This window comes from Stenotrophomonas nitritireducens (genome assembly GCF_050984405.1).
GTDB lineage: Bacteria > Pseudomonadota > Gammaproteobacteria > Xanthomonadales > Xanthomonadaceae > Stenotrophomonas > Stenotrophomonas nitritireducens_B.
Genome location: NZ_CP158790.1, coordinates 2144765 through 2165618, shown reverse-complemented (window position 1 = coordinate 2165618; position 20854 = coordinate 2144765). Strand labels below are relative to the sequence as shown.

Genomic DNA, 20854 nt, shown 5'->3' with positions numbered 1-20854 from the left:
GTTACGCTATGCGCATGTCGCACCCAGAAGACGAAGACGACGGCGCCCTGTTCCGCTCGGCCATCGGCGAAGTAAAGCCGCTGCGCAAGGTGGAAACGCCGGCCATCACCCGCCCGCGCCCGAAGCCGCGCGCGCGCATGGCCGAACAGGACGAGGCGCAGGCGCTGGGCGAATTCGCCCGGCTACTGCAGTCGGGTGCGCCGCTGGAAGCCGGCGACGTGGCCAGCTACCGCCGCGACACGCTGCCCGCGCGCATGTTCCAGCGGCTCCGGCGCGGCCAGTATTCGGTGCAGGACGAACTGGACCTGCATGGCGCCAACGCGGCCCAGGCCGAGCACCTGCTGCGCAAGTTCCTGCTCGAAGCGCATGCGCACGACCATGGCTGCGTGCGCATCATCCACGGCAAGGGCCTGCAGTCCGATGGCGGCGCGCCGGTGCTGAAGAATCTGGTGGACCGCCTGCTGCGCCAGCGCAACGACGTGCTGGCCTTCCATTCGGCGCCGCCGGCCCAGGGCGGCACCGGCGCGGTGCTGGTGCTGCTGGCGCGGCGCTGAGCGGCCTGCGACTGCCCTGATTCTGCAGGAGCGACGCAGGTCACGAGCGGGACTCTGCCGGCAGAACCCCGGCCGCTTACCTCGCTCCTGCAATGGCGGCATGTCGCTTCCGTAGAGGCGGCGCTTGCCCCGCATGAGCTTTCCCGGTGAAGCCTCGTGCCGGGCAAGCCCGGCACCTACGCGGGAAACCGCGCCGATCCTATGGAGGCGGTGCGCTCCTGCAGGCTCAGGCCTGCGAAGCGTCCTGCACCTCGCCCAGCTCGTGCAGCACCGCGGTGGCATAGCAGCCCGGCGGCAACGCGAAGGAAAGCTCCAGCACGTCGTCCTGCAGCCAAGCGTGCCGCATCAGCGCCGGCCGCAGCCGCAGCGCGCGCCGCTCCTGCTTCAGGGCGGCCTGTTCCAGGCCGGCGCGCAGCGCCAGCGCCTGTTCGTCGGCCAGCGCGGCCTGCTCCAGTTCCAGCGCCGCGCCGGTGGCGCGCAGTTCGCCCGCTCCCCACAACGGCCCGCTGGGATGGATGTCGAAACGCGCCAGCCGTTCGGCCAGCGCCTCGCTCATCGGTTCGGGGCCGAACACCGAGCGGCTGCCGTCGAGCATCCACACCTCGCCGTCCAGCGCGCCGTCCCAGCTGCCCTGCTCCACGCGCGCGGCGAGCACGCGGTTGAACAGCGCCGAGCGCGCCGCCGAGAGGAACATGGAGCGCTGGTCCTTGCGCACCCGGCGGCCGGCGAACATCGCCAGCGCGGCCGGCACGTTGCCGCCGTCGCGGCCGAACCGCTGCTCACCGAACCAGTTGGGCAGGCCGCGCGAGGCGATGGCCTGCAGGCGCTCGCCGATGGCGGTGCGCTCGCCCCGCACCTCGCGCAGCACCAGCGTGAAGCGGTTGCCGGCCAGCGCGCCGCGCTGCAGCTTGCGGTTGTGCCAGGTCGATGCCAGCACATGGACCTCGTCCGATTCCAGCAGCGCCAGGTCGGGGGCCACGCGCCGTGGCAGGTGCACGCTGAAACGCTGCGTGGTCACCGCGTGCCGGTCCTTCTGCCCTGCATAGCTGACGCCCATCTCCGGCACCCCGGCCCACTGCGCCAGTTGCCTGGCCACGGCCACGGTGTTGGCGCCGCGCTTGCGGATGTCCAGCAGCAGGTGCTCGCCCTCGCCGCTCGCCTCGAAGGCAGGCAGTTCGTCGACCTGGAAATCCTCCGGCACGCTGCGCATCAACGCGTTCAGCACCGGTGCGCCATAGGCAAGGGGAAGCGCGGGAATATCGGTCATGTCAGTCCTGTGGAACGATGTCGGGCCCGCATCTTCGTGGGAGCGGCTTCAGCCGCGAAGGGGCTGTCCCGAACAACCTCCCTGCCGGCCGCGGAAAGGCAAGGCTGCGCGAAAGCCCTTCGCGGCTGAAGCCGCTCCTACGAAGATGCGGGCGATGGGTGACGGCGGTTACGCGGCTACGAGCAGCACCGCCGCCTGAGCGGCGATGCCTTCCTCGCGGCCGGTGAAGCCCAGTTTCTCGCTGGTGGTGGCCTTGATGCTGACCCGGTCCAGGCCGATGCCCAGCAGCCCCGCCACCGTTTCGCGCATCGCCAGCGCGTGCGGGCCGACCTTGGGCCGCTCGCAGATCACAGTGATGTCGGCATTGCCCACCTGCCAGCCGCGCGCGCGCAGCAGGCCGTCGCAGTGGCGCACGAACTCGCTGCTGTCCGCACCCTTCCAGCGCTCATCGCTGGGCGGGAAATGCTGGCCGATGTCGCCCAGCGCCAGCGCGCCCAGCATGGCGTCGCACAGCGCATGCAGGATCACGTCGCCGTCGCTGTGGGCGAGCACGCCGCAGCGGTGCGGCACGCGCACACCGCCGAGCATGATGTGGTCGCCTTCGCCGAAGGCGTGCACGTCGTAGCCCTGGCCGATGCGGATGGGAGGAAAGGAAGGAGGATTCATGGCTTCGGACCGGATTGTCGTGTCAGGCCCGGCGTCGCGTCGCCGGACAGGGATTCAGCCGCGCCGCGACAGCTCGAACTCGAAGCGGGCCAGGTCGGCCGGCGTGGTGACCTTGAAGTTGCACTCGTCGCCTTCGACCAGCAGCGGACGCGCGCCCTGGCGCTCCATGGCCATGGCCTCGTCGGTCACTTCGATGCCGGCGCCGGTGGCTTCGGCCAGGGCGCGCGTCAGCTGGTGGCGGCGGAACAGCTGCGGCGTCAGCGCGCGCCACAGCCGCTCGCGCGGTTCGGTGCGGTCGATGCCGCCATCGTCGCCGGCGCGTTTGAGCGTGTCGCGCACCGGTGCGGCGAGGATCGCGCCGACCGGGTCGGCGCGCCCCACTTCCAGCAGGCGGCCCAGGTCGACCGCCGGCAGGTTCGGCCGCGCCGCGTCGTGCACCAGCACGAAATCGTCGGCGCGCACACTCTCCGGCAGCGCCTGCAACCCGGCCAGCACCGAGGCGGCGCGGGTATCGCCGCCGGTGCAGGTCAGCACCGGCTTGCCGGCGAAATCGCTCCAGCCGGGCCAGTCGGCATCGTTCTCGGCGATGGCCACCATCACCCCGGCAACGCCCGGATGCGACAGCAGCGCCGCCAGCGCATGCGCCAGCAGCGGCTCGCCAGCGGCCATCAGGTACTGCTTGGGCACCGGCCCGCCGAAGCGGGTACCGCGGCCGGCGGCGGGCACCACGGCCCAGACCTGGGTGGTCATGGCACGACCTCCTGCGCCGCGTCATGCGCGCCCGCCTGCGCGGCGGCCGCGGCCGGCCGGGCAGCCGGCGCGTTCTCGACCACGCGGTAGAACTTCTCGCCGGGCTTGATCATGCCCAGTTCGCTGCGCGCGCGCTCCTCGATGGCGGCCTCGCCTTCCTTGAGGTCCTTGACCTCGGCGGCGAGCGCGTCGTTGCGCTGCTGCAGGCCTTCGTTGTCGCGCTTCTGGTTGGCGACCTGGGCCTCGAGCATCATCACCTCGCCCGAATTGCCCGGACCGAACCAGAAGCGGTACTGCAGCAGCGCCAGCAGTACCGCGAGCACCAGCAGCAGCCAGCGCCAGTCACGCATCGGCGTCAGCGCTTGAGCGAGACGAACGCGTCACGCCCAGCGTAGCGCGCGTTGCCGCCGAGCGCTTCCTCGATGCGCAGCAGCTGGTTGTACTTCGCCACGCGGTCGCTGCGGCACAGCGAGCCGGTCTTGATCTGGGTGGCGGTGGTGGCCACGGCGATGTCGGCGATGGTGGTGTCCTCGGTCTCGCCCGAGCGGTGCGAGACGATCGCCGCGTAGTGCGCCTTGTCGGCCATGGCGATCGCTTCCAGCGTCTCGGTCAGGGTGCCGATCTGGTTGACCTTGATCAGGATCGCGTTGGCGGTGCCCGACTCGATGCCTTCAGCGAAGATCTTCGGGTTGGTGACGAACAGGTCGTCGCCGACCAGCTGCACCTTGCCGCCGATGCGCTGGGTCAGCAGCTTCCAGCCGGCCCAGTCGTTCTCGGCCAGGCCGTCCTCGATGGTGATGATCGGGTACTGCGCGGTCCAGTCGGCCAGGAAATCGACGAACTGCTCGGAGGTCAGGCGCTTGTTCTCGCCGACCAGGTTGTATTTGCCGTTCTCGTAGAACTCGCTGGACGCCACGTCCAGGCCCAGCAGGATGTCCTCGCCAGCGGTGTAGCCGGCCTTGCCGATGGCTTCCAGGATGGTGTCCAGCGCCTCGACGTTGCTACGGAAGTCCGGGGCGAAGCCGCCTTCGTCGCCGACCGCCGTGCTCAGGCCATGGCCCTTGAGCACCGACTTGAGCGCGTGGAAGATTTCGGTGCCGGCGCGCAGCGATTCGCTGAACGAACCGAAGCCGACCGGCAGCACCATGAACTCCTGGAAGTCCACGTTGTTGTCGGCGTGCGCACCGCCGTTGATGATGTTCATCATCGGCACCGGCAGCGACGGCGTGGCGCCGGTCCTGCCGGCCAGGTACTGCCACAGCGCCTGCTTCTTCGAGGCGGCGGCGGCGTGCGCGGCGGCCATCGAAACGCCCAGCAGCGCGTTGGCGCCCAGGCGGCCCTTGTTCTCGGTGCCGTCCAGGTCGATCAGGCGGCGGTCCAGGCCGGCCTGGTCCCCGGCATCGAAATCCTTCAGCGCCGCGGCGATCGGGCCATTGATGTTGGCCACCGCATCGCGCACGCCCTTGCCCAGGTAACGGGTCTTGTCGCCATCGCGCAGCTCCACCGCTTCCTTGGTGCCGGTGGAGGCACCCGAGGGCACCGCGGCACGACCGAACGCGCCGTCGGCCAGGGTGACTTCGGCTTCCAGCGTGGGGTTGCCACGGCTGTCGAGGATTTCACGTGCGTGGATCTTTGCGATGTTGGTCATGGTTGGGTCGGGTCGGGTCGGGGTGGGAGAGGGAGGATTCCACGGCGGCCAGTTTGGCGGCGTAGCCAGAGGTGTTTTCCAGCAGAAAGGTACCATCCATCGGCACGATGCGGTCGCCCGGCGCAGCTGGTTTCATTGCGAACAATACGTAATCCCGGCCTTCCGCCAGAGTGACCTCGCAACTGGTGGGACCATTGCGGATCAGCGCATCGTCCGGAATCGTGCCCTTGAGCAGACGGCGCACGGTGAAGCGCACCGAGGGGGCGGGCGGCACAACGGGCCCGCCGGATACTGTCGTGAAAAGGCGATGTGTCTCAGCCAGTTCCTCCGCGGTCAAGCGTGCGACATGATCGACATGGATGACGGCCACGATATCGGCGGCTTGCGCGGCTTCGCGAGGTTCCGGAGTGACAAGCCGCGGAAACGTGGAGCAGGCCGCTGCATGACCGGCAGCCAACGCACAGGCCACGGTCAGCGCAATCCGCTTCATGCACCCACCTCCCGCATTGGCTCGCCGCCGGTCATCAGATCGTGGATTCGAGGAACCCGTTCTTCTTGGTGATCGAATCCAGCGCCAGCAGGGTTTCCAGCAGCGCCTCCATCTTGTCCAGCGGCCACGCATTGGGACCATCGGACAGCGCCTTGGATGGATCGGGATGGGTTTCGGCGAACAGGCCGGCCACGCCGACCGCCACCGCCGCGCGCGCCAGCACCGGCACGAACTCGCGCTGGCCGCCGGAACTGCTGCCCTGCCCGCCCGGCAGCTGCACCGAATGGGTCGCGTCGAACACCACCGGGCAGCCGGTATCGCGCATCACGCTCAGCGAGCGCATGTCGCTGACCAGGTTGTTGTAGCCGAAGCTGGCGCCGCGCTCGCAGACCATGATGTCGTTGTTGCCGGTGGACTTGGCCTTCTCCACCACCGGCTTCATGTCCCACGGCGACAGGAACTGGCCCTTCTTGATGTTCACCGGGCGGCCGGCGCTGCACACCTTCCTGATGAAGTCGGTCTGGCGCACCAGGAAGGCCGGGGTCTGCAGCACGTCGACGACCGAGGCCACTTCGTCCATCGGCGTGTACTCGTGCACGTCGGTCAGCACCGGCACGCCGATCTGCTTCTTCACCTCGGCCAGCACCTTCAGGCCCTCTTCCAGGCCCGGGCCGCGGAAGCTGGTGCCGGAGGTGCGGTTGGCCTTGTCGAAGCTGGACTTGAAGATGAAATTCATCCCCAGCCTGTCGGTGATTTCCTTGAGCCTGCCGGCGGTGTCGAGCTGCAGCTGCATCGACTCGATCACGCAGGGGCCGGCGATCAGGAACAGCGGCTGGTCCAGGCCTACTTCAAATCCACAGAGTTTCATGCGGTTTCCCGGTTGATTGAGGCGTCAGGCGGGCCGCATCAGGCCCGCGCTTCCTTCAGCAGCTTGCCGCCGGCCTTCTTCTCGCGCGCGGCGCGGATGAAGCCGATGAACAGCGGGTGCCCGCCGCGCGGTGTGGACAGGAACTCCGGGTGCGCCTGGCAGGCCAGGAACCACGGGTGCACGTCGCGCGGCAGTTCCACCACTTCCACCAGCGTGTCGTCCATCGACTTGCCGGAGATCACCAGGCCGGCGTCCTCCAGCTGGGTGCGGTAGCGGTTGTTGAACTCGTAGCGGTGGCGGTGGCGCTCGGCCACCACGTCCTTGCCGTACAGCTCGCGCGCCAGCGTGCCCGGCTTCAGGCGCTGCTCCTGCAGGCCCAGGCGCATGGTGCCGCCCAGGTCGGACTTCTCGTCGCGCTTCTCGACCTCGCCGCTGGCGGTGCGCCACTCGGTGATCAGGCCGATCACCGGGTTCGGCGACTGGCGGTCATTCTCGGTGCTGTTGGCGCCTTCCAGCCCGGCCACGTGGCGGGCGTAGTCCACCACCGCCGCCTGCATGCCGTAGCAGATGCCGAAGTACGGCAGCCGGTGTTCGCGGGCGTACTGCGAGGTCAGCACCTTGCCCTCGAAACCGCGGTCGCCGAAGCCGCCCGGCACCAGGATGCCGTCCACGCCTTCCAGCGCCGACATGCCGGATTCTTCCAGGTCCTGCGCTTCCAGCCACTTGAGGTTGACGCGGGTGCGCTGGCGCAGGCCACCATGCTTGAGCGCCTCGCCGACCGACTTGTAGGCATCCTGGTGGTCCACGTACTTGCCGACCACGGCGATGGTCACCTCGTCCAGCGGGTGCAGCGCCGCATCCAGCACCGCCTCCCACTCGGAAAGGTCGGCCGGGCCGGCCTTGTCGGCGAGCTTGAGCTGGTTGACCACGATCTCGTCCAGGCCCTGCGCATGCAGGCCCATCGGCACGCGGTACAGCACGTCCACGTCCGGCACGCTGATCACCGCGCGCTCGGAGACGTTGGTGAACAGCGAGATCTTGCGCCGTTCCGAATCGGGGATGGCCTGCTCGGAGCGGCACAGCAGCACGTCCGGCTGGATGCCGATCGAGCGCAGCTCCTTGACCGAATGCTGGGTCGGCTTGGTCTTCAGCTCGCCGGCGGCGCCGATGTACGGCACCAGCGTCAGGTGCATGAACAGCGCCTTCTCCGGGCCGCGTTCGGTGCGCACCTGGCGGATGGCCTCAAGGAACGGCAGCGACTCGATGTCGCCGACGGTGCCGCCGATCTCCACCAGCGCCACGTCGTAGCCCTCGGTGGCCTCGTCGATGCAGCGGCGGATCTCGTCGGTGATGTGCGGGATCACCTGCACGGTCGCGCCGAGGTAGTCGCCGCGGCGCTCCTTGCGGATCACGTTCTCGTAGATGCGCCCGGTGGTGACCGAGTTTTTGCGGCTCAGGCGGGTATGGACGAAGCGCTCGTAATGGCCCAGGTCCAGGTCGGTCTCGGCGCCGTCATCGGTGACGTAGACCTCGCCGTGCTGGAAGGGACTCATGGTGCCCGGATCGACGTTGATGTACGGATCCAGCTTCATCATCGTGACCTTCAGGCCACGCGCCTCGAGGATGGAGGCCAGCGACGCGGCGGCAATGCCCTTGCCAAGCGAGGACACCACACCGCCGGTAACGAAAATAAGGGGGGTCATGGCTCACTTGCCTCCCGGAAAGCCCTAGTTTAAAGGTTGTCGCGCGAACACCCAAGCGCGGCATGCGGCGACATCGAAAAATCCGGCCCGGCGTCACGGCGACCCCGGCCAGGAGCCGTGGCGCCGCGGGGGCTTAACAAAAAAGACGCCCCGGCCTGCGCCGGGGCGTCCATCGACACCGGAAGACCCGCGTCAGCGACGCTTGCGGGCTTCCTCTTCTTCCTCTTCGCGCGGGGCGGACTGCTCGCCCTTGGCTTTTTCCTGGGCGGCGGCCGCGGCGCGGCGCCTGGCCTTCTGCTCGGCCTCGTTCTGCGCCTTGTCCACGGCCGCGTTCTGCGCGGCTTCGCCCGCCTTGCCCTTGTCGGCGGCGCTCTGCGCCATCACCAACGGGACCGCCAGCGCCGCGGCGACCGCAACGGCCAGAACCAGCAATTTCGACGATTTCATCTTCATCCTCCGGAGTTTCCACCGACGCACAGGGGCCGGTTGCGTACTTGTCCAGCCGGTACAGGATACCCCCGCCCGCCTCTCCCCGCACTGAACACCGGCGTGCAAATTCCGCCGGCAGACCGCAAACTTGCCCGTCGCATCAGCGCCTTATCGAGATACATGAACGCCCGCTACAACGCCGCCGACATCGAAGTCCTCTCCGGCCTGGACCCGGTCAAACGCCGCCCCGGCATGTACACCGACACCGCGCGCCCGAACCACCTGGCGCAGGAAGTCATCGACAACTCGGTGGACGAGGCGCTGGCCGGGCACGCCAGAACCGTCGAAGTCGTGCTGTTCAAGGACGGCAGCTGCGAGGTCAGCGACGACGGCCGCGGCATGCCGGTGGACATCCACCCGGAGGAGAAGATCCCCGGCGTCGAGCTGATCCTCACCCGGCTGCACGCCGGCGGCAAGTTCAGCAACCGCAACTACACCTTCTCCGGCGGCCTGCACGGCGTGGGCGTGTCGGTGGTCAACGCGCTGTCCACGCTGGTGGAGATCCACATCAAGCGCGAGGGCAGCGAACACCGCATCAGCTTCCGCGACGGCGACCGCGCCAGCCCGCTGGAAGTGGTCGGCACGGTCGGCCGGAAGAACACCGGCACCCGCCTGCGTTTCTGGCCGGACCCGAAGTATTTCGACACGCCGAAGTTCAACGTGCGCGCGCTGCGCCACCTGCTGCGCGCCAAGGCCGTGCTGTGCCCGGGCCTGACCGTACGGCTGACCGACGAGGCCACCGGCGAGACCGAGACCTGGCATTACGAGGACGGCCTGCGCGACTACCTCAAGGCCGAGCTGGGCGAACGCGAAATGCTGCCGGCCGACCTGTTCGTCGGCGTGCTGAAGAAGGAAACCGAGACGGTGGACTGGGCCGTGGCCTGGCTGCCGGAAGGCGAGCTGGTGCAGGAGAGCTACGTCAACCTGATTCCCACCGCCCAGCACGGCACCCACGTCAACGGCCTGCGCACCGGCCTGACCGAGGCGCTGCGCGAGTTCTGCGACTTCCGCAACCTGCTGCCGCGCGGCGTCAAGCTGGCCCCGGAAGACGTGTGGGACCGGGTGTCGTTCGTGCTGTCGCTGAAGATGACCGATCCGCAGTTCAGCGGCCAGACCAAGGAACGCCTGTCCTCGCGCCAGGCCGCCGGCTTCGTCGAGGGCGCCGCCCACGATGCGTTCAGCCTGCTGCTGAACCAGAACGTGGAGCTGGGCGAGAAGATCGCGCAGATCGCCATCGAGCGCGCCAGCGCGCGCCTGAAGACCGAGAAGCTGGTGGTCCGCAAGAAGGTCACCCAGGGCCCGGCCCTGCCCGGCAAGCTGGCCGACTGCATCAGCCAGGACCTGTCGCGCACCGAGCTGTTCCTGGTGGAAGGCGATTCGGCCGGCGGCAGCGCCAAGCAGGCCCGCGACAAGGATTTCCAGGCGATCCTGCCGCTGCGCGGCAAGATCCTAAACACCTGGGAAGTGGCCTCGGGCAGCGTGCTGGCCTCGGAGGAAGTGCACAACCTGGCCATCGCCATCGGCTGCGATCCGGGCAAGGACGACCTGTCCGGCCTGCGCTACGGCAAGGTTGTGATCCTGGCCGATGCCGACTCCGACGGCCTGCACATCGCCACCCTGCTCGCCGCGCTGTTCCTCAAGCACTTCCCCGCGCTGGTCGCCGCCGGCCACGTGTTCGTGGCGATGCCGCCGCTGTTCCGCGTGGACGTGGGCAAGCAGGTGTTCTACGCGCTGGACGAGGAGGAGAAGCGCTCGCTGCTGGAGAAGATCGAGCGCGAGAAGATCCGCGGCCAGCTCAGCGTCACCCGCTTCAAGGGACTGGGCGAAATGAACCCGGCGCAGCTGCGCGAATCCACCATCCACCCCGACACCCGCCGCCTGGTGCAGCTGACCGTGGACGACGACGAACAGACCCGCTCGCTGATGGACATGCTGCTGGCGAAGAAGCGGGCCGGCGACCGCAAGGGCTGGTTGGAAAGCAAGGGCGACCTGGCGTCGCTGGAAGTCTGATCCCGGCTGTTCACTGCTTCCCGTCGTGGCGACGGCGCGGGCATGCCGACGACGGTCATGCCTGCCAGACGCGGCGGGAAAGCGAGGGCGATCTGGCGTCGCTGGAGGCATGACGGCCCGCGTCATCGCTCGTCCTGCCGACGGACGGCATCTCCCTTCTCCCTGCGGGACGCATCGACAGGATTGTCGATGCGCACGGCGAAGCCGCCCGAAGGGTGAGGTACAAGGATGTGTCGAATGCAGGAGCCCCGCAGGGGCGGATGAGGGTACGTGCGAAGCCTTGCAAATCCGGGCTGCACGAGACTTCCTTCCCTCTCCCCAATCCCTCTCCCGTCGGGAGAGGGGCTTTGAGACGGCGAGACTTCGATAGAGTCCCATCGCGCACGGAAGTGCGCTCCTGCGGTCATGCCCTACATGGCTTTGGGCACATTTGCGCCTTCCTGCACGGGCATAGGATCGAGCGCTCCCTGATCCTGTGGTCGTCCGCATGAAACACCTGCTGTACGTGGCCGCGCTTGGCGCCGGCCTGCTGCTCGCTGCACCCATACCGGCCAAGGCGGATGCCGCCGCCGAAGACAAGGCCGCCACGGCCACGCCCGCACCGCTGCCGGCCGATGCCTCGGTCCGCCAGAGCATGCGCCTGGAAGGCCGCACGCTCGACTACACCGCCACGGTCGGCTCGCTGCCGGTGCGCGATGCGCAGGGCAAAGCCATCGGCGACGTGGTGTTCACCGCCTACACCGTGCCCGGCAAGGACCGCCCGGTCACCTTCGCCCTCAACGGCGGCCCCGGCGCCTCGTCGGTCTACCTGAACCTCGGCGCGGTCGGCCCGAAGGTGGTGGCCTTCGGCAGCGAAGGCGACAGCGCCTCGGCCCCGGCCACGCTGCGCGACAACCCCGGCACCTGGCTGGACTTCACCGACCTGGTGTTCATCGACCCCATCGGCACCGGCTTCAGCCGCTCGCGCATCGCCGACGACGAGGCGAAGAAGCAGTTCTTCACCCCCACCGCCGACGTCGAATACCTGTCGCGCACGATCTACGACTGGCTGCTGAAGAACCAGCGCATGACCTCGCGCAAGTACCTGGCCGGCGAGAGCTACGGCGGCTACCGCGGTCCGCGCATCACCCACTACCTGCAGACCCGCCTGGGCGTGGCGATGAACGGGCTGGTGCTGGTCTCGCCCTACCTGAGCCCGACGCTGGAGGACAACAGCGATGTCTCGCCGATGGCGTGGATCCAGACCCTGCCCTCGATCGCCGCCGCGCACCTGGAACGCCAGGGCCGGCTCACCGACGCGGCCATGCGCGAGGTGGTCGAGTACACCCGCGGCGACTACGCCACCGCGCTGATGAAGGGCCGCTCCGACCCGCAGGCGACCGAGGCGATGCTGCGCCGGGTCGCCGAGCTGACCGGCCTGGACCCGGTGTTCGTGCGCCGCGCCGGCGGCCGCCTGGAAACCCAGGCCTACCTGCGCGAGGTGTTCCGCGACAAGGGCACGCTGGGCAGCCGCTACGACTCCAACGTGACCGCCTTCGACCCGTTCCCGACCGATCCGGAGCAGCGCGCCAACGACCCGCTGCTGGACAGCATCATCGCCCCGACCACCACCGCGATGGTGGACTTCGTCACCCGCGTGGTCGGCTGGAAGGTCGACGCCCGCTACAACGCGCTGAGCTACGAGGTGAACCGCCAGTGGGACCGCAACGGCGACCTGCGCGCCGGCGCGGTCACCCAGCTGCGCCAGGCCGTGGCCATCGACCCGCGCCTGCAGGTGCTGATCGCGCACGGCTGGAACGACCTGTCGTGCCCGTTCATGGGCTCGATCCTGACCGTGGACCAGATGCCGGCCATGGGCAGCGACCCGCAGCGCGTGCAGGTGCGCAGCTACCCGGGCGGGCACATGTTCTACAGCCGCGCCGACAGCCAGGCCGCGTTCCGCCGCGACGTGCGCGCCATGTACCAGCGCAACTGACATCGCCGCCGCGCGCGCAAACGAAAGGCCCGCCGGGAACGGCGGGCCTTTCTTCATCCGTTCGACGGAAGGTTGCGGTCAGTTCCAGCCGAACAGCGCCAGCAGCTTCAGGATCAGGTAGGCGCAGCCGCCGGCCGCCGGGATGGTAAGGATCCACGCCCAGACGATGCGTTCGATCACGCCGATGCGCAGCGACTTGGGGTTCTTGGCGAAACCCACGCCCATGATCGCGGTGGAGATGCTGTGCGTGGTCGACACCGGCATGCCGAAGTGCGCGGCCAGGGTCAGGATGGTGGCCGAGCTGGTCTCCGCGGCGAAGCCGTGGATCGGGTGCAGCTTGACCATCTTGTGGCCCAGGGTCTTGATGATCTTCCAGCCACCGGAGGCGGTACCGGCGGCCATGACCACCGCGCAGGTCAGCACGATCCACATGGCGATGCCGTCGCCGGCATGCGCATCCGGGTGCATGAAGGCCAGCCACGACGGCAGGTCGTCCAGCGCGCCGGTGGCCTCGGCGCCGATCAGGGTCATGGCGATGATGCCCATGGTCTTCTGCGCGTCGTTGTGGCCGTGGGCGAAGCCCATGTAGGCGGCCGAGACGATCTGCGCCTTGCCGAAGAAGGCGTTGACCCAGCGCGGGCGCGCCAGCCGCCGCAGCAGCCCGCCCATGCGCGCCATGCCGGCGATGATCGCCCACAGCAGGCACATCACCACGATGCCGAGCAGGAAGCCGGCGATCGGCGAGGTGATCATCGGCACGAACACCTTCCACAGCAGGCCCTTGTTCTGCGCCCAGTTGCCCACGCTCTGCGACCAGATCAGCGCGTCCCAGTTGTTGTGCGCGGCCGCCAGGCCGGCGCCGCACAGGCCGCCGATCAGCGCGTGCGAGGACGAGGACGGCAGCCCCTTCCACCACGTGATCAGGTTCCAGACGATGCCGCCGAGCAGCGCGCACAGGATCACCTGCGGGGTGACCTCGACCACGTCGGTGTTGAGCAGGCCGTTGGCGATGGTCAGCGCCACCGCGGTGCCGGTCAACGCGCCGATCAGGTTCATGCCCGCGGCCAGCATCACCGCCCAGCCGGGCGAGAGCACCTTGGTCGCCACCACGGTGGCGATGGAGTTGGCGGTGTCGTGGAAGCCGTTGATGAACTCGAAGACGAGGGCTGCCAGGATCACCACCAGTACGAGGGTGAGCATCGACCGTCCCCGTCAGCTGTTCTTCAACACGATCTGGTAGACCACCACGCCGGCCTCGCGGCAGCGGTCGATGGCCTTTTCCAGGATCTCGAAGAACTCCTTGAGCAGGAACATCTGCAGGTTGTCCAGGCGCCCGGAGTAGATTTCCCGGTACAGCTCCAGCATCAGCCGGTCGGCCTCGTTCTCCAGCGCGCGCAGCTTCTCGTTCATCGCCGTCATGCGGTCGATGTTCATGTGGCGCAGGTCCTTGACCATGTCCACCACCACGTCGGCGGCCTGCTCCAGCATCGCCGCGCGCGGGGCGAAGTCGATCTGCGCCAGGTGCTGGGTGGCCAGCGAGTAGCGGTCGGCGAACTTCTCGATCTGCTTGGGAATCTTGTACAGCGCCGAGCCCAGCGCCTCGATGTCCTCGCGCTCGATCGGCGTCATGAAGCTGTCCACCAGCGCCTGGCTGATCTTGTCCGAGGCGGCGCGCTCGCGCAGGCGCGCCAGCTTGAACGCATCCAGAGCCGGCTGCCGGTCGGCCTCGCGCATCATCGCGTGCAGCGCCTTGGCGCTGTCCGCGGCGGCCTGGGCGGCCTCGTCGAGGTAGGTGTAGAACTGCTTGCCGGAGCCGAAAATGGTCTGCAATGAAAACATTGGGAATGCCTGTCCGCCGTCGCGGAAGGGACGGCACCGGGGCGGATTATGACGGCTGGATGACCTCTCGGGTATTCCCGCCGCCCCATCGGCGGTAAAAATGAATGGGCGGTTGCAGGCCCGGCACGCCGGTTTGCTAAGATGCGCCGGCGCCCCTCGGGCGCACCTTATGGACGACGACCCCTATCCCCCGCCGCGGCGCCCGGACACGCTCCAGGGCTCCTGCCGCCACCGCAAGCATCCCGCCCTCCCTGCCATCGACCCGGGGAGCGACCCGTGTTTGAACTGATCCTCATCGTTTTCGCCCTGATCCTGCTCAACGGCTTCTTCGCCATGTCCGAGATGTCGGTCATGACCTCGCGCAAGAGCCGGCTCAAGCAGATGTCGGCCACCAGCAAGCGCGCCGAGCGCGCCCTGGCGCTGGCCGAGAAGCCCGAGAACTTCCTGTCCACCGTGCAGATCGGCATCACGGTGATCGGCGTGCTGACCGGTTTCCTCGGCGGCGAAGCGCTGGGCGAGGCCATCGCCGCGTGGATCCAGGGCCTGATGCCCGGCTTCGCCTATGCCGGCGCGGTGGGCAAGGCGCTGGCGGTCACCCTGATCACCTTCGTCACGCTGATCTTCGGCGAACTGGTGCCCAAGCGGCTGGCGCTGACCCGTTCGGAAGACATCGCCGGCTTGGTGGCGATGCCGATGGGCTGGCTGGCCAGCCTCGCCTTCCCGTTCGTGTGGCTGCTGTCGCGGACCACGCGGCTGGTGCTGCGCCTGCTGGGGCTGGGCAATACCGACTCGGCGTCGGTGACCGAAGAAGAGATCCGCATGCTGGTGGCCGAGAGCCACGAGGCGGGCGTGATCGACGTGCACGAGCGCGACATGATGAACCGCGTCATGCGCCTGGGCGACCGCACCGCCGACAGCCTGATGACGCCGCGCAACCGCATCGCCTGGCTGGACACCACCGCCGAGGCGGAGAAGAACCTGGAGACCATGCACGAGCATGCGTTCTCGCGTTACCCGGTGTACCGCGGCAACGACCAGGACATCGCCGGCATCCTCGAGGTCAAGTCGCTGGTCACCCGGCGCCTGCAGGGCGACGGGCACGCACTGTTCGAGAACCTGCGCGAGACGCTCTATGTCTCCGAGTCCACCCACGCGATGAAGCTGCTGGAAATCTTCCGCGAGGAGCACCAGTCGATGGCGCTGGTGGTGGACGAGTACGGCGAGATCCAGGGCCTGGTGACGATCAGCGACCTGATGGGCGCGGTGGTCGGCCGCCTGCAGGCGCCGGAGAACACCGACGAGGACGCGCTGGTGGTCACCCGCGAGGACGGCTCGCTGCTGGTGGACGGCTCGCTGCCGGTGGACGACCTGCGCGAGCTGATGGGCGGGGTCGAGCTGCCCGACGCCGAGGAAGGCGACTACTACACGCTGGCCGGCATGTGCATGCACTTCTTCGGCCGCATCCCGCACGCCGGCGAGTATTTCGACTGGGCCGGCTGGCGCATCGAGATCGTCGACCTGGACGGCGCGCGCATCGACAAGCTGCTGCTGCGCCGGCTGCCGGAAGAAGACGCAGATGACACCACCGGCTGAGCGGGACAACGACGCCCAGGGCGGCAGTTACCGCAACGAGGGCATCCGCAGCCTGCTGTCGATGTTCGAGCATGGCGACCCCGACGAGCACCAGCCGCTGGGCAAGGTGCTGCAGGGCCTGCAGGAAAGCGCGTTCGGCGTGTTCCTGTTCATCGCCATCCTGCCCTCCTTCATTCCCATCCCCGGCATCGGCGGCGCGGTCAGCGGGCCGCTGGTGCTGCTGATCGGCCTGCAGATGATGGGCGGGCTGTCGCGGCCTTGGGTGCCGGGCTTCATCGCCCGACGCGGGCCGAAGCGCGGCACCATGCACCGTTTCCTCGGCCGCATCGAGCGGCCGCTGCGGCGCCTGGACCGCATGCTCAAGCCGCGCCTGCCGGCGCTGGTGGGGCCGCTGCCGGCGCGGGTGTTCACTGGCCTGCTGCTGGTCCTGGTCGGGCTCCTGCTGTCGCTGCCGATTCCCTTCACCAACTACCTGTTCGGCTTCCAGCTGCTGCTGTTCGCGCTGGCGCTGATCGAACGCGACGGCGCGCTGATGCTGTTCAACTGGGTCGCCGCCGTCGTCGCCGGCCTGTTCTTCGGGCTCGGCTCGGGGCAGCTGGTCGGCCACACCGTCGAGCTGTTCCAGCGCTGGACCAGCTGACCCGCAGGAGCGCACTTCAGTGCGCGATGGAGCTTTCGCTGGGATCTTTCAACACCCCGCCAAAGTCTCTTCGCGGCTGAAGCCGCTCCTGGGTATTTGCGGAGTTCAGTGGCGCGCCTGCCAGGCCTGCATCGCCAGTTCGAACGAACGCAGCCGCGCGGCATGGTCGAAGATGTTGGCGGTGAGCATCATCTCGTCGGGGCGATGGCGCGCGGCGAAAGCCGCCAGCCCTTCGCCGACCTGCGCCGGATCGCCCAGCACCGTGCAGGCCAGCGCCCGCTCCACGCCCGCCTTCTCGTGCGGCTCCCAGAACGCCTCGATGTCGTCGACCGGCGGCGGAATCCGCCCCGGGCGGCCGCGCCGCAGGTTGACGAAGCTCTGCTGCTGGGTGGTGAACAGCCGCCGCGACCGGGCCTCCGACTCGCTGGCCACGACGTTCAGCGCCAGGATCACCCACGGTTCGCGCAGGTGCGCGGAGGGACGGAAATCGCGGCGGTACAGCGCCACCGCCTCGTCCATCGCGTCCGGGGCGAAATGCGAGGCGAAGGCGAACGGCAGCCCCATCGCCGCCGACAACCGCGCGCTGAACAGGCTCGAGCCCAGCAGCCACACCGGCACGTCGATGCCCGCGCCCGGCACCGCCTGCACGGCCTGCCCCGGTTGCGCCGGCTCGAAGTAATGCAGCAGTTCGTTCACGTCCTGCGGGAACTGGTCGGCGCTGTCGAAATAGCGGCGCAGCGCGCGGGCGGTGGCGTGGTCGGTGCCCGGCGCGCGGCCCAGTCCCAGGTCGATGCGCCCCGGATACAGCGAGGCCAGCGTGCCGAACTGCTCGGCCACCTGCAGCGGCGAGTGGTTGGGCAGCATGATGCCGCCGGCGCCGACGCGGATGGTCGAGGTGCCGCCGGCGACATGGCCGATCAGCACCGAGGTCGCCGCGCTGGCGATGCCCGGCATGTTGTGGTGTTCGGCCAGCCAGTAGCGGCGGTAGCCCCAGCGCTCGGCATGCCGTGCGAGATCGAGCATGTTGGCGAAGGCCTGGCCCGGCGTGGCGCCTTCGCAGACGGGGGCCAGATCGAGAACGGAAAGGGGAATCATGCGGCGGCTTCCGGCAGGAGATCCCCAGGACATGGGGGGCGGGACGCGTTTTCCCATGCCTGCGCCGCGCCTGCCTGCCGAACACTGTTTTCCGGCCGATTCCCGCAGGAGCGGCTTCAGCCGTGAAAGGGCCTTGCCGTTGAACCCACCGAACGTGCCTATCCGGACTGCTGCGGCAGGAGCGGGGCGAAGGCCCCTTCGCGGCTGAAGCCGCTCCTGCCGGGGGGAGTGCAGTCAGGCCGCTGCGTCGTCCACCAGCGGCCGCAGCTGCGGGTCCAGCGCCACGCGCTCGTCGAACACGAAGCAGCGCCCGTCGTAGCCGTCGCCACCGACTTCCTCGAAATAGCCGAGGATGCCGCCCTCCAGCTGCAGCACGTTGTCCATGCCGTCGTTGCGCATCCACAGCGCGGCCTTTTCGCAGCGGATGCCGCCGGTGCAGAAGCTGACCACGGTGGCGTCGGCCAGGTCCGCGCGGTGCGGCTCCAGCGCCGCCGGCAGGTCGGTGAAGCGGGCGATCGGCAGGGTCAGCGCGCCGGCGAAGGTGCCGTGCTCGAACTCCTGCGCGTTGCGCGTATCCAGCATCACCACGCGCCTGCCGTCGTCGTCGTGCCCCTGCCGCAGCCAGCGCTGCAGCGTGGCCGGGGCCACGGACGGCGCGCGCGGGTAGTCCAGCGGCTGCCCGTCGTCGCGGCGGAAGCTGATGATCTCCGCCTTGACCTTGGCCTTGAGCCGCGCGAACGGCTGCATGTGGCTGTAGCTGTATTTCACCCGCATGGCGGCGAAGCGCGCATCGGCCTTCAGCGCGGCATAGAACGCGTCGATGCCGCCGCGGTCGCCGGCCAGGAACAGGTTGATGCCCTCCTCCGCCACCAGGATGGTGCCGCGCAGTTCGTGCGCCTGCGCCCGCTCCAGAAGGGTGGCGGCCAGGGCACCGGCATCGGCGACGGGAACGAAGTGGTAGGCGGCGGTATTGGCGATCATCGGCGTATTTTACGGCGTGGCCGGGCGTCAGCCGCGCAGCAGCATGAACGGCAGCAGCACCAGCGCCGCCGCGGCCAGCATGCCCAGCAGCACGGCGGTCACATACAGCGGCCGCCGCCGGAACAGCGAGCCGAACGTCTCGGCGGTGCCGTCGCGCAGCGCCGCCTCGCGCTCGGCGCGCACGCGCTGCGCGCGCCCGGCCTGGTAGTCCGCCATCAGTTCCTTCGCGCGCGCATGGTCCTCGCGGTCGCGCAACCAGATGCCGCCGAAGGAAATGCCCCAGGGGCTGGGTTCGGTGCGGTACCAGGCGATGCCGTGGCGGTCGAGCAGTTCGCCGACCTCGCGGCTTTCGTCCTCGTCGACATTGCGCAGATTGAGCAGCAGTTTCGCCATCGCGCCATGATACCCGCTGGCGATGCGCTACCCTTGCGCATCCGTGTGAGTCCCTCACAAGAGCACCGCACATCCCTGTGCGGGGATTCCACTTCCATGAGTTCCCGCAGAGCGCCGCGCGGAACTCCACTTCCTCCGCCTTCTTCAACCCTCTCATGGATCCCGCGCACCCGCCGGCCGTCCCCAACCTGGAGTCCCCCATGCCTCGCCTGCTCGCCCCGCTGCTGCTGTCCCTGCTCGCCGCCGGCTGTACCCCGCCCGGCCCGCCGCCCGGGGGCAGCATCGCCGCCTTCGAACGCATCGACAGCGTGCCGGGCACCGGCGCCGAGGCGGTCGCGGGCACCAAGGTCACGGTGCACTACACCGGCTGGATCTACGACGAGCGCACCGCCGACAAACACGGCGAGAAGTTCGACAGTTCGCTCGACCGCGGCGAGCCGTTCACCTTCGACCTCGGCGAGAAGCAGGTCATCCGCGGCTGGGACGAGGGCGTGGCCGGCATGAAGGTCGGCGGCAAGCGCACGTTGATGATCCCGGCCGACTACGGCTACGGCAATCGCCGCACCGGCCCCATCCCGCCCGGCTCCTCGCTGGTGTTCGACGTCGAACTGCTCGATGTCCAGCCACGCTGAACCCGGCCCGGCGGCGAAACGCGTCGCGGTGATCGGCGGCGGCCCGGCCGGGCTGTTCGCCGCCGAACGCCTGCGCGCGGCCGGCCTGGCGGTCGACCTGTACGAGGCCAAGGGCTCGCCGGGACGCAAGTTCCTGATCGCCGGCAAGGGCGGCCTGAACCTCACCCATTCCGAACCGCGCCCGCTGTTCGACAGCCGCTACCGCGAACGCACGGCGGAGGTCGCCGGCTGGCTGGACGGCTTCGATGCCGAGGCCCTGCGCCGTTGGGCGCAGGGGCTGGGCGTGGACACCTATGTCGGCAGTTCCGGGCGCGTGTTCCCGCTGGACCGCAAGGCCGCGCCGCTGCTGCGCGGCTGGGTGCGACGGCTGAAGGAACAGGGCGTGCGCTTCCACGTGCAGCATCGCTGGCTGGGCTGGACCGACGACGGCGCGCTGCGCATGCAGACCAGCGATGGCGAGATCGCGGTGAGCGCCGACGCCACCGTACTGGCGCTGGGCGGCGGCAGCTGGCCCGAGCTCGGTTCCGATGGCGCATGGGTGGACACGCTGCGCGCGCGGGACGTGGACGTGGCGTCGCTGCAGCCGGCCAACTGCGGCTTCGACATCGCCTGGAGCGGGCATTTCCGCCAGCGCCATGCCGGCAGCCCGCTCAAGCCGGTCGTCGCGCACTGGCGGGACCTGCACGGCGCCCCGCGGGAACTGCAGGGCGAGTGCGTCGCCAGCGAGTACGGCATCGAAGGCAGCCTGGTCTACGCCATCGCCGCCGACCTGCGCGAAACGATCAACCGCGACGGCCATGCGCTGCTGGAGCTGGACCTGGTGCCCGGCCGCGATGAAACGCGCCTGCGCGCCGACCTGGGGCGCCCGCGCAAGGGGCGCAGCTTCGGCGAGCACCTGCGTCGCGCCAGCGGCATCGACGCGGCCAAGGCCGCGCTGGTGTTCGAGGTGCTCGGCAAGGACGCCGGCAGCGACCTCGACGCGGTGGCGCGCACGCTCAAGCGCCTGCCGCTGCGCCTGCCGCGGCCGCGGCCGATGGCCGAGACCATCAGCACCGCCGGCGGCGTGCGCCTTGAGGCGCTCGACGCGGGACTGATGCTGCCGGCCCTGCCCGGCGTGTTCTGCGCCGGCGAAATGCTGGACTGGGAAGCGCCGACCGGCGGCTACCTGCTCACCGCCTGTTACGCCAGCGCGCTGCGCGCCGCCGAGGGCGTGATCGACTGGCTCGGGTGATCCCCGGCCCGCAGCTGCGGCGTGCGCCCG

Annotated in this window: 21 protein-coding genes; 7 read left to right on the top strand and 14 right to left on the bottom strand. The window is 69.2% G+C overall.

The genetic code is table 11. The annotated features are described in order from the left end of the window. Positions 1–14: 14 nt before the first annotated feature. Positions 15–554 carry a Smr/MutS family protein gene (locus tag ABTV91_RS09380; RefSeq protein WP_433851187.1) on the top strand — a complete coding sequence of 180 codons (540 nt, stop codon included), beginning with the start codon at positions 15–17 and terminating at the stop codon, positions 552–554. Between the two features lie 226 nt (positions 555–780). On the opposite strand, the gene truD is transcribed toward ABTV91_RS09380, so the two are convergent. From truD to ABTV91_RS09335, 9 genes are all read right to left on the bottom strand, one after another. Further along, complete coding sequence (gene truD, locus ABTV91_RS09375) at positions 781–1821, bottom strand: tRNA pseudouridine(13) synthase TruD (RefSeq protein ID WP_433851186.1); 1041 nt, start codon at positions 1819–1821, stop codon at positions 781–783. A gap of 168 nt (positions 1822–1989) precedes the next feature. After that, positions 1990–2487 (bottom strand): 2-C-methyl-D-erythritol 2,4-cyclodiphosphate synthase, encoded by a 498-nt coding sequence (ispF, locus tag ABTV91_RS09370; protein WP_433851185.1) that lies wholly within the window; start codon positions 2485–2487, stop codon positions 1990–1992. Positions 2488–2541: 54 nt separating this feature from the next. Next, the gene (gene ispD, locus ABTV91_RS09365) at positions 2542–3237 is read right to left on the bottom strand and encodes a 2-C-methyl-D-erythritol 4-phosphate cytidylyltransferase (protein ID WP_433851184.1); all 696 of its coding nucleotides are present in this window, start codon (positions 3235–3237) and stop codon (positions 2542–2544) included. After that, on the bottom strand, positions 3234–3587 hold the full coding sequence (gene ftsB, locus ABTV91_RS09360; RefSeq protein WP_433851183.1) for a cell division protein FtsB: 354 nt from the start codon (positions 3585–3587) through the stop codon (positions 3234–3236). Before ftsB ends, ispD begins: the two co-directional genes overlap by 4 nt. A 5-nt stretch (positions 3588–3592) precedes the next feature. Further along, the gene (gene eno, locus ABTV91_RS09355; protein ID WP_433851182.1) at positions 3593–4885 is read right to left on the bottom strand and encodes a phosphopyruvate hydratase; all 1293 of its coding nucleotides are present in this window, start codon (positions 4883–4885) and stop codon (positions 3593–3595) included. Next, positions 4854–5375: a hypothetical protein gene (locus ABTV91_RS09350; protein ID WP_433851181.1), complete on the bottom strand. Its 522-nt coding sequence runs from the start codon at positions 5373–5375 to the stop codon at positions 4854–4856. Before ABTV91_RS09350 ends, eno begins: the two co-directional genes overlap by 32 nt. Positions 5376–5409: 34 nt before the next feature. Then, entirely contained in the window at positions 5410–6243 is an 834-nt protein-coding gene (kdsA, locus tag ABTV91_RS09345) for a 3-deoxy-8-phosphooctulonate synthase (RefSeq protein ID WP_433851180.1), read from the bottom strand. Between the two features lie 38 nt (positions 6244–6281). Beyond that, complete coding sequence (locus ABTV91_RS09340; RefSeq protein WP_433851179.1) at positions 6282–7946, bottom strand: CTP synthase; 1665 nt, start codon at positions 7944–7946, stop codon at positions 6282–6284. Between the two features lie 192 nt (positions 7947–8138). Beyond that, positions 8139–8393, bottom strand: a complete 255-nt coding sequence (locus ABTV91_RS09335) for a hypothetical protein (RefSeq protein WP_433851178.1) — start codon at positions 8391–8393, stop codon at positions 8139–8141. A 162-nt stretch (positions 8394–8555) separates the two neighbouring features. Here ABTV91_RS09335 and parE point away from each other — a divergent pair, with 162 nt between their 5' ends. Continuing rightward, entirely contained in the window at positions 8556–10445 is a 1890-nt protein-coding gene (gene parE / locus ABTV91_RS09330) for a DNA topoisomerase IV subunit B (protein WP_433851177.1), read from the top strand. Between the two features lie 487 nt (positions 10446–10932). Continuing rightward, a complete protein-coding gene (locus tag ABTV91_RS09325; protein WP_433851176.1) occupies positions 10933–12420 on the top strand; it encodes a S10 family peptidase in 1488 nt (495 codons plus the stop codon). A gap of 78 nt (positions 12421–12498) precedes the next feature. On the opposite strand, the gene ABTV91_RS09320 is transcribed toward ABTV91_RS09325, so the two are convergent. Together ABTV91_RS09320 and ABTV91_RS09315 are read right to left on the bottom strand one after the other, a co-directional pair. Next, positions 12499–13620, bottom strand: a complete 1122-nt coding sequence (locus ABTV91_RS09320; RefSeq protein WP_433851175.1) for an anion permease — start codon at positions 13618–13620, stop codon at positions 12499–12501. Between the two features lie 12 nt (positions 13621–13632). Beyond that, a complete protein-coding gene (locus tag ABTV91_RS09315; RefSeq protein ID WP_433851174.1) occupies positions 13633–14259 on the bottom strand; it encodes a DUF47 domain-containing protein in 627 nt (208 codons plus the stop codon). 276 nt (positions 14260–14535) lie between these two features. On the opposite strand from ABTV91_RS09315, the gene ABTV91_RS09310 reads away from it, so the two are divergent. Both ABTV91_RS09310 and ABTV91_RS09305 read left to right on the top strand, forming a co-directional pair. Continuing rightward, positions 14536–15852: a hemolysin family protein gene (locus ABTV91_RS09310; RefSeq protein ID WP_433851173.1), complete on the top strand. Its 1317-nt coding sequence runs from the start codon at positions 14536–14538 to the stop codon at positions 15850–15852. Further along, positions 15836–16492, top strand: coding sequence for an exopolysaccharide biosynthesis protein (locus ABTV91_RS09305; RefSeq protein WP_433851172.1), 657 nt, complete (start codon positions 15836–15838; stop codon positions 16490–16492). The genes ABTV91_RS09310 and ABTV91_RS09305 overlap by 17 nt, the downstream gene beginning before the upstream one ends. A gap of 105 nt (positions 16493–16597) precedes the next feature. Here ABTV91_RS09305 and ABTV91_RS09300 read toward each other — a convergent pair whose 3' ends face one another. The 3 genes from ABTV91_RS09300 to ABTV91_RS09290 form a co-directional block, all read right to left on the bottom strand. Next, a complete protein-coding gene (locus ABTV91_RS09300; RefSeq protein WP_433851171.1) occupies positions 16598–17587 on the bottom strand; it encodes an LLM class flavin-dependent oxidoreductase in 990 nt (329 codons plus the stop codon). A 234-nt stretch (positions 17588–17821) separates the two neighbouring features. After that, entirely contained in the window at positions 17822–18568 is a 747-nt protein-coding gene (locus ABTV91_RS09295; RefSeq protein ID WP_433851170.1) for a sulfurtransferase, read from the bottom strand. 27 nt (positions 18569–18595) lie between these two features. Beyond that, positions 18596–18961, bottom strand: a complete 366-nt coding sequence (locus tag ABTV91_RS09290) for a DUF6164 family protein (protein ID WP_433851169.1) — start codon at positions 18959–18961, stop codon at positions 18596–18598. Positions 18962–19161: 200 nt separating this feature from the next. On the opposite strand from ABTV91_RS09290, the gene ABTV91_RS09285 reads away from it, so the two are divergent. Both ABTV91_RS09285 and ABTV91_RS09280 read left to right on the top strand, forming a co-directional pair. Further along, positions 19162–19593: an FKBP-type peptidyl-prolyl cis-trans isomerase gene (locus ABTV91_RS09285; RefSeq protein ID WP_433851168.1), complete on the top strand. Its 432-nt coding sequence runs from the start codon at positions 19162–19164 to the stop codon at positions 19591–19593. Beyond that, entirely contained in the window at positions 19577–20824 is a 1248-nt protein-coding gene (locus ABTV91_RS09280) for a TIGR03862 family flavoprotein (protein WP_433851167.1), read from the top strand. The genes ABTV91_RS09285 and ABTV91_RS09280 overlap by 17 nt, the downstream gene beginning before the upstream one ends. The last annotated feature ends 30 nt before the right edge of the window (positions 20825–20854 follow it).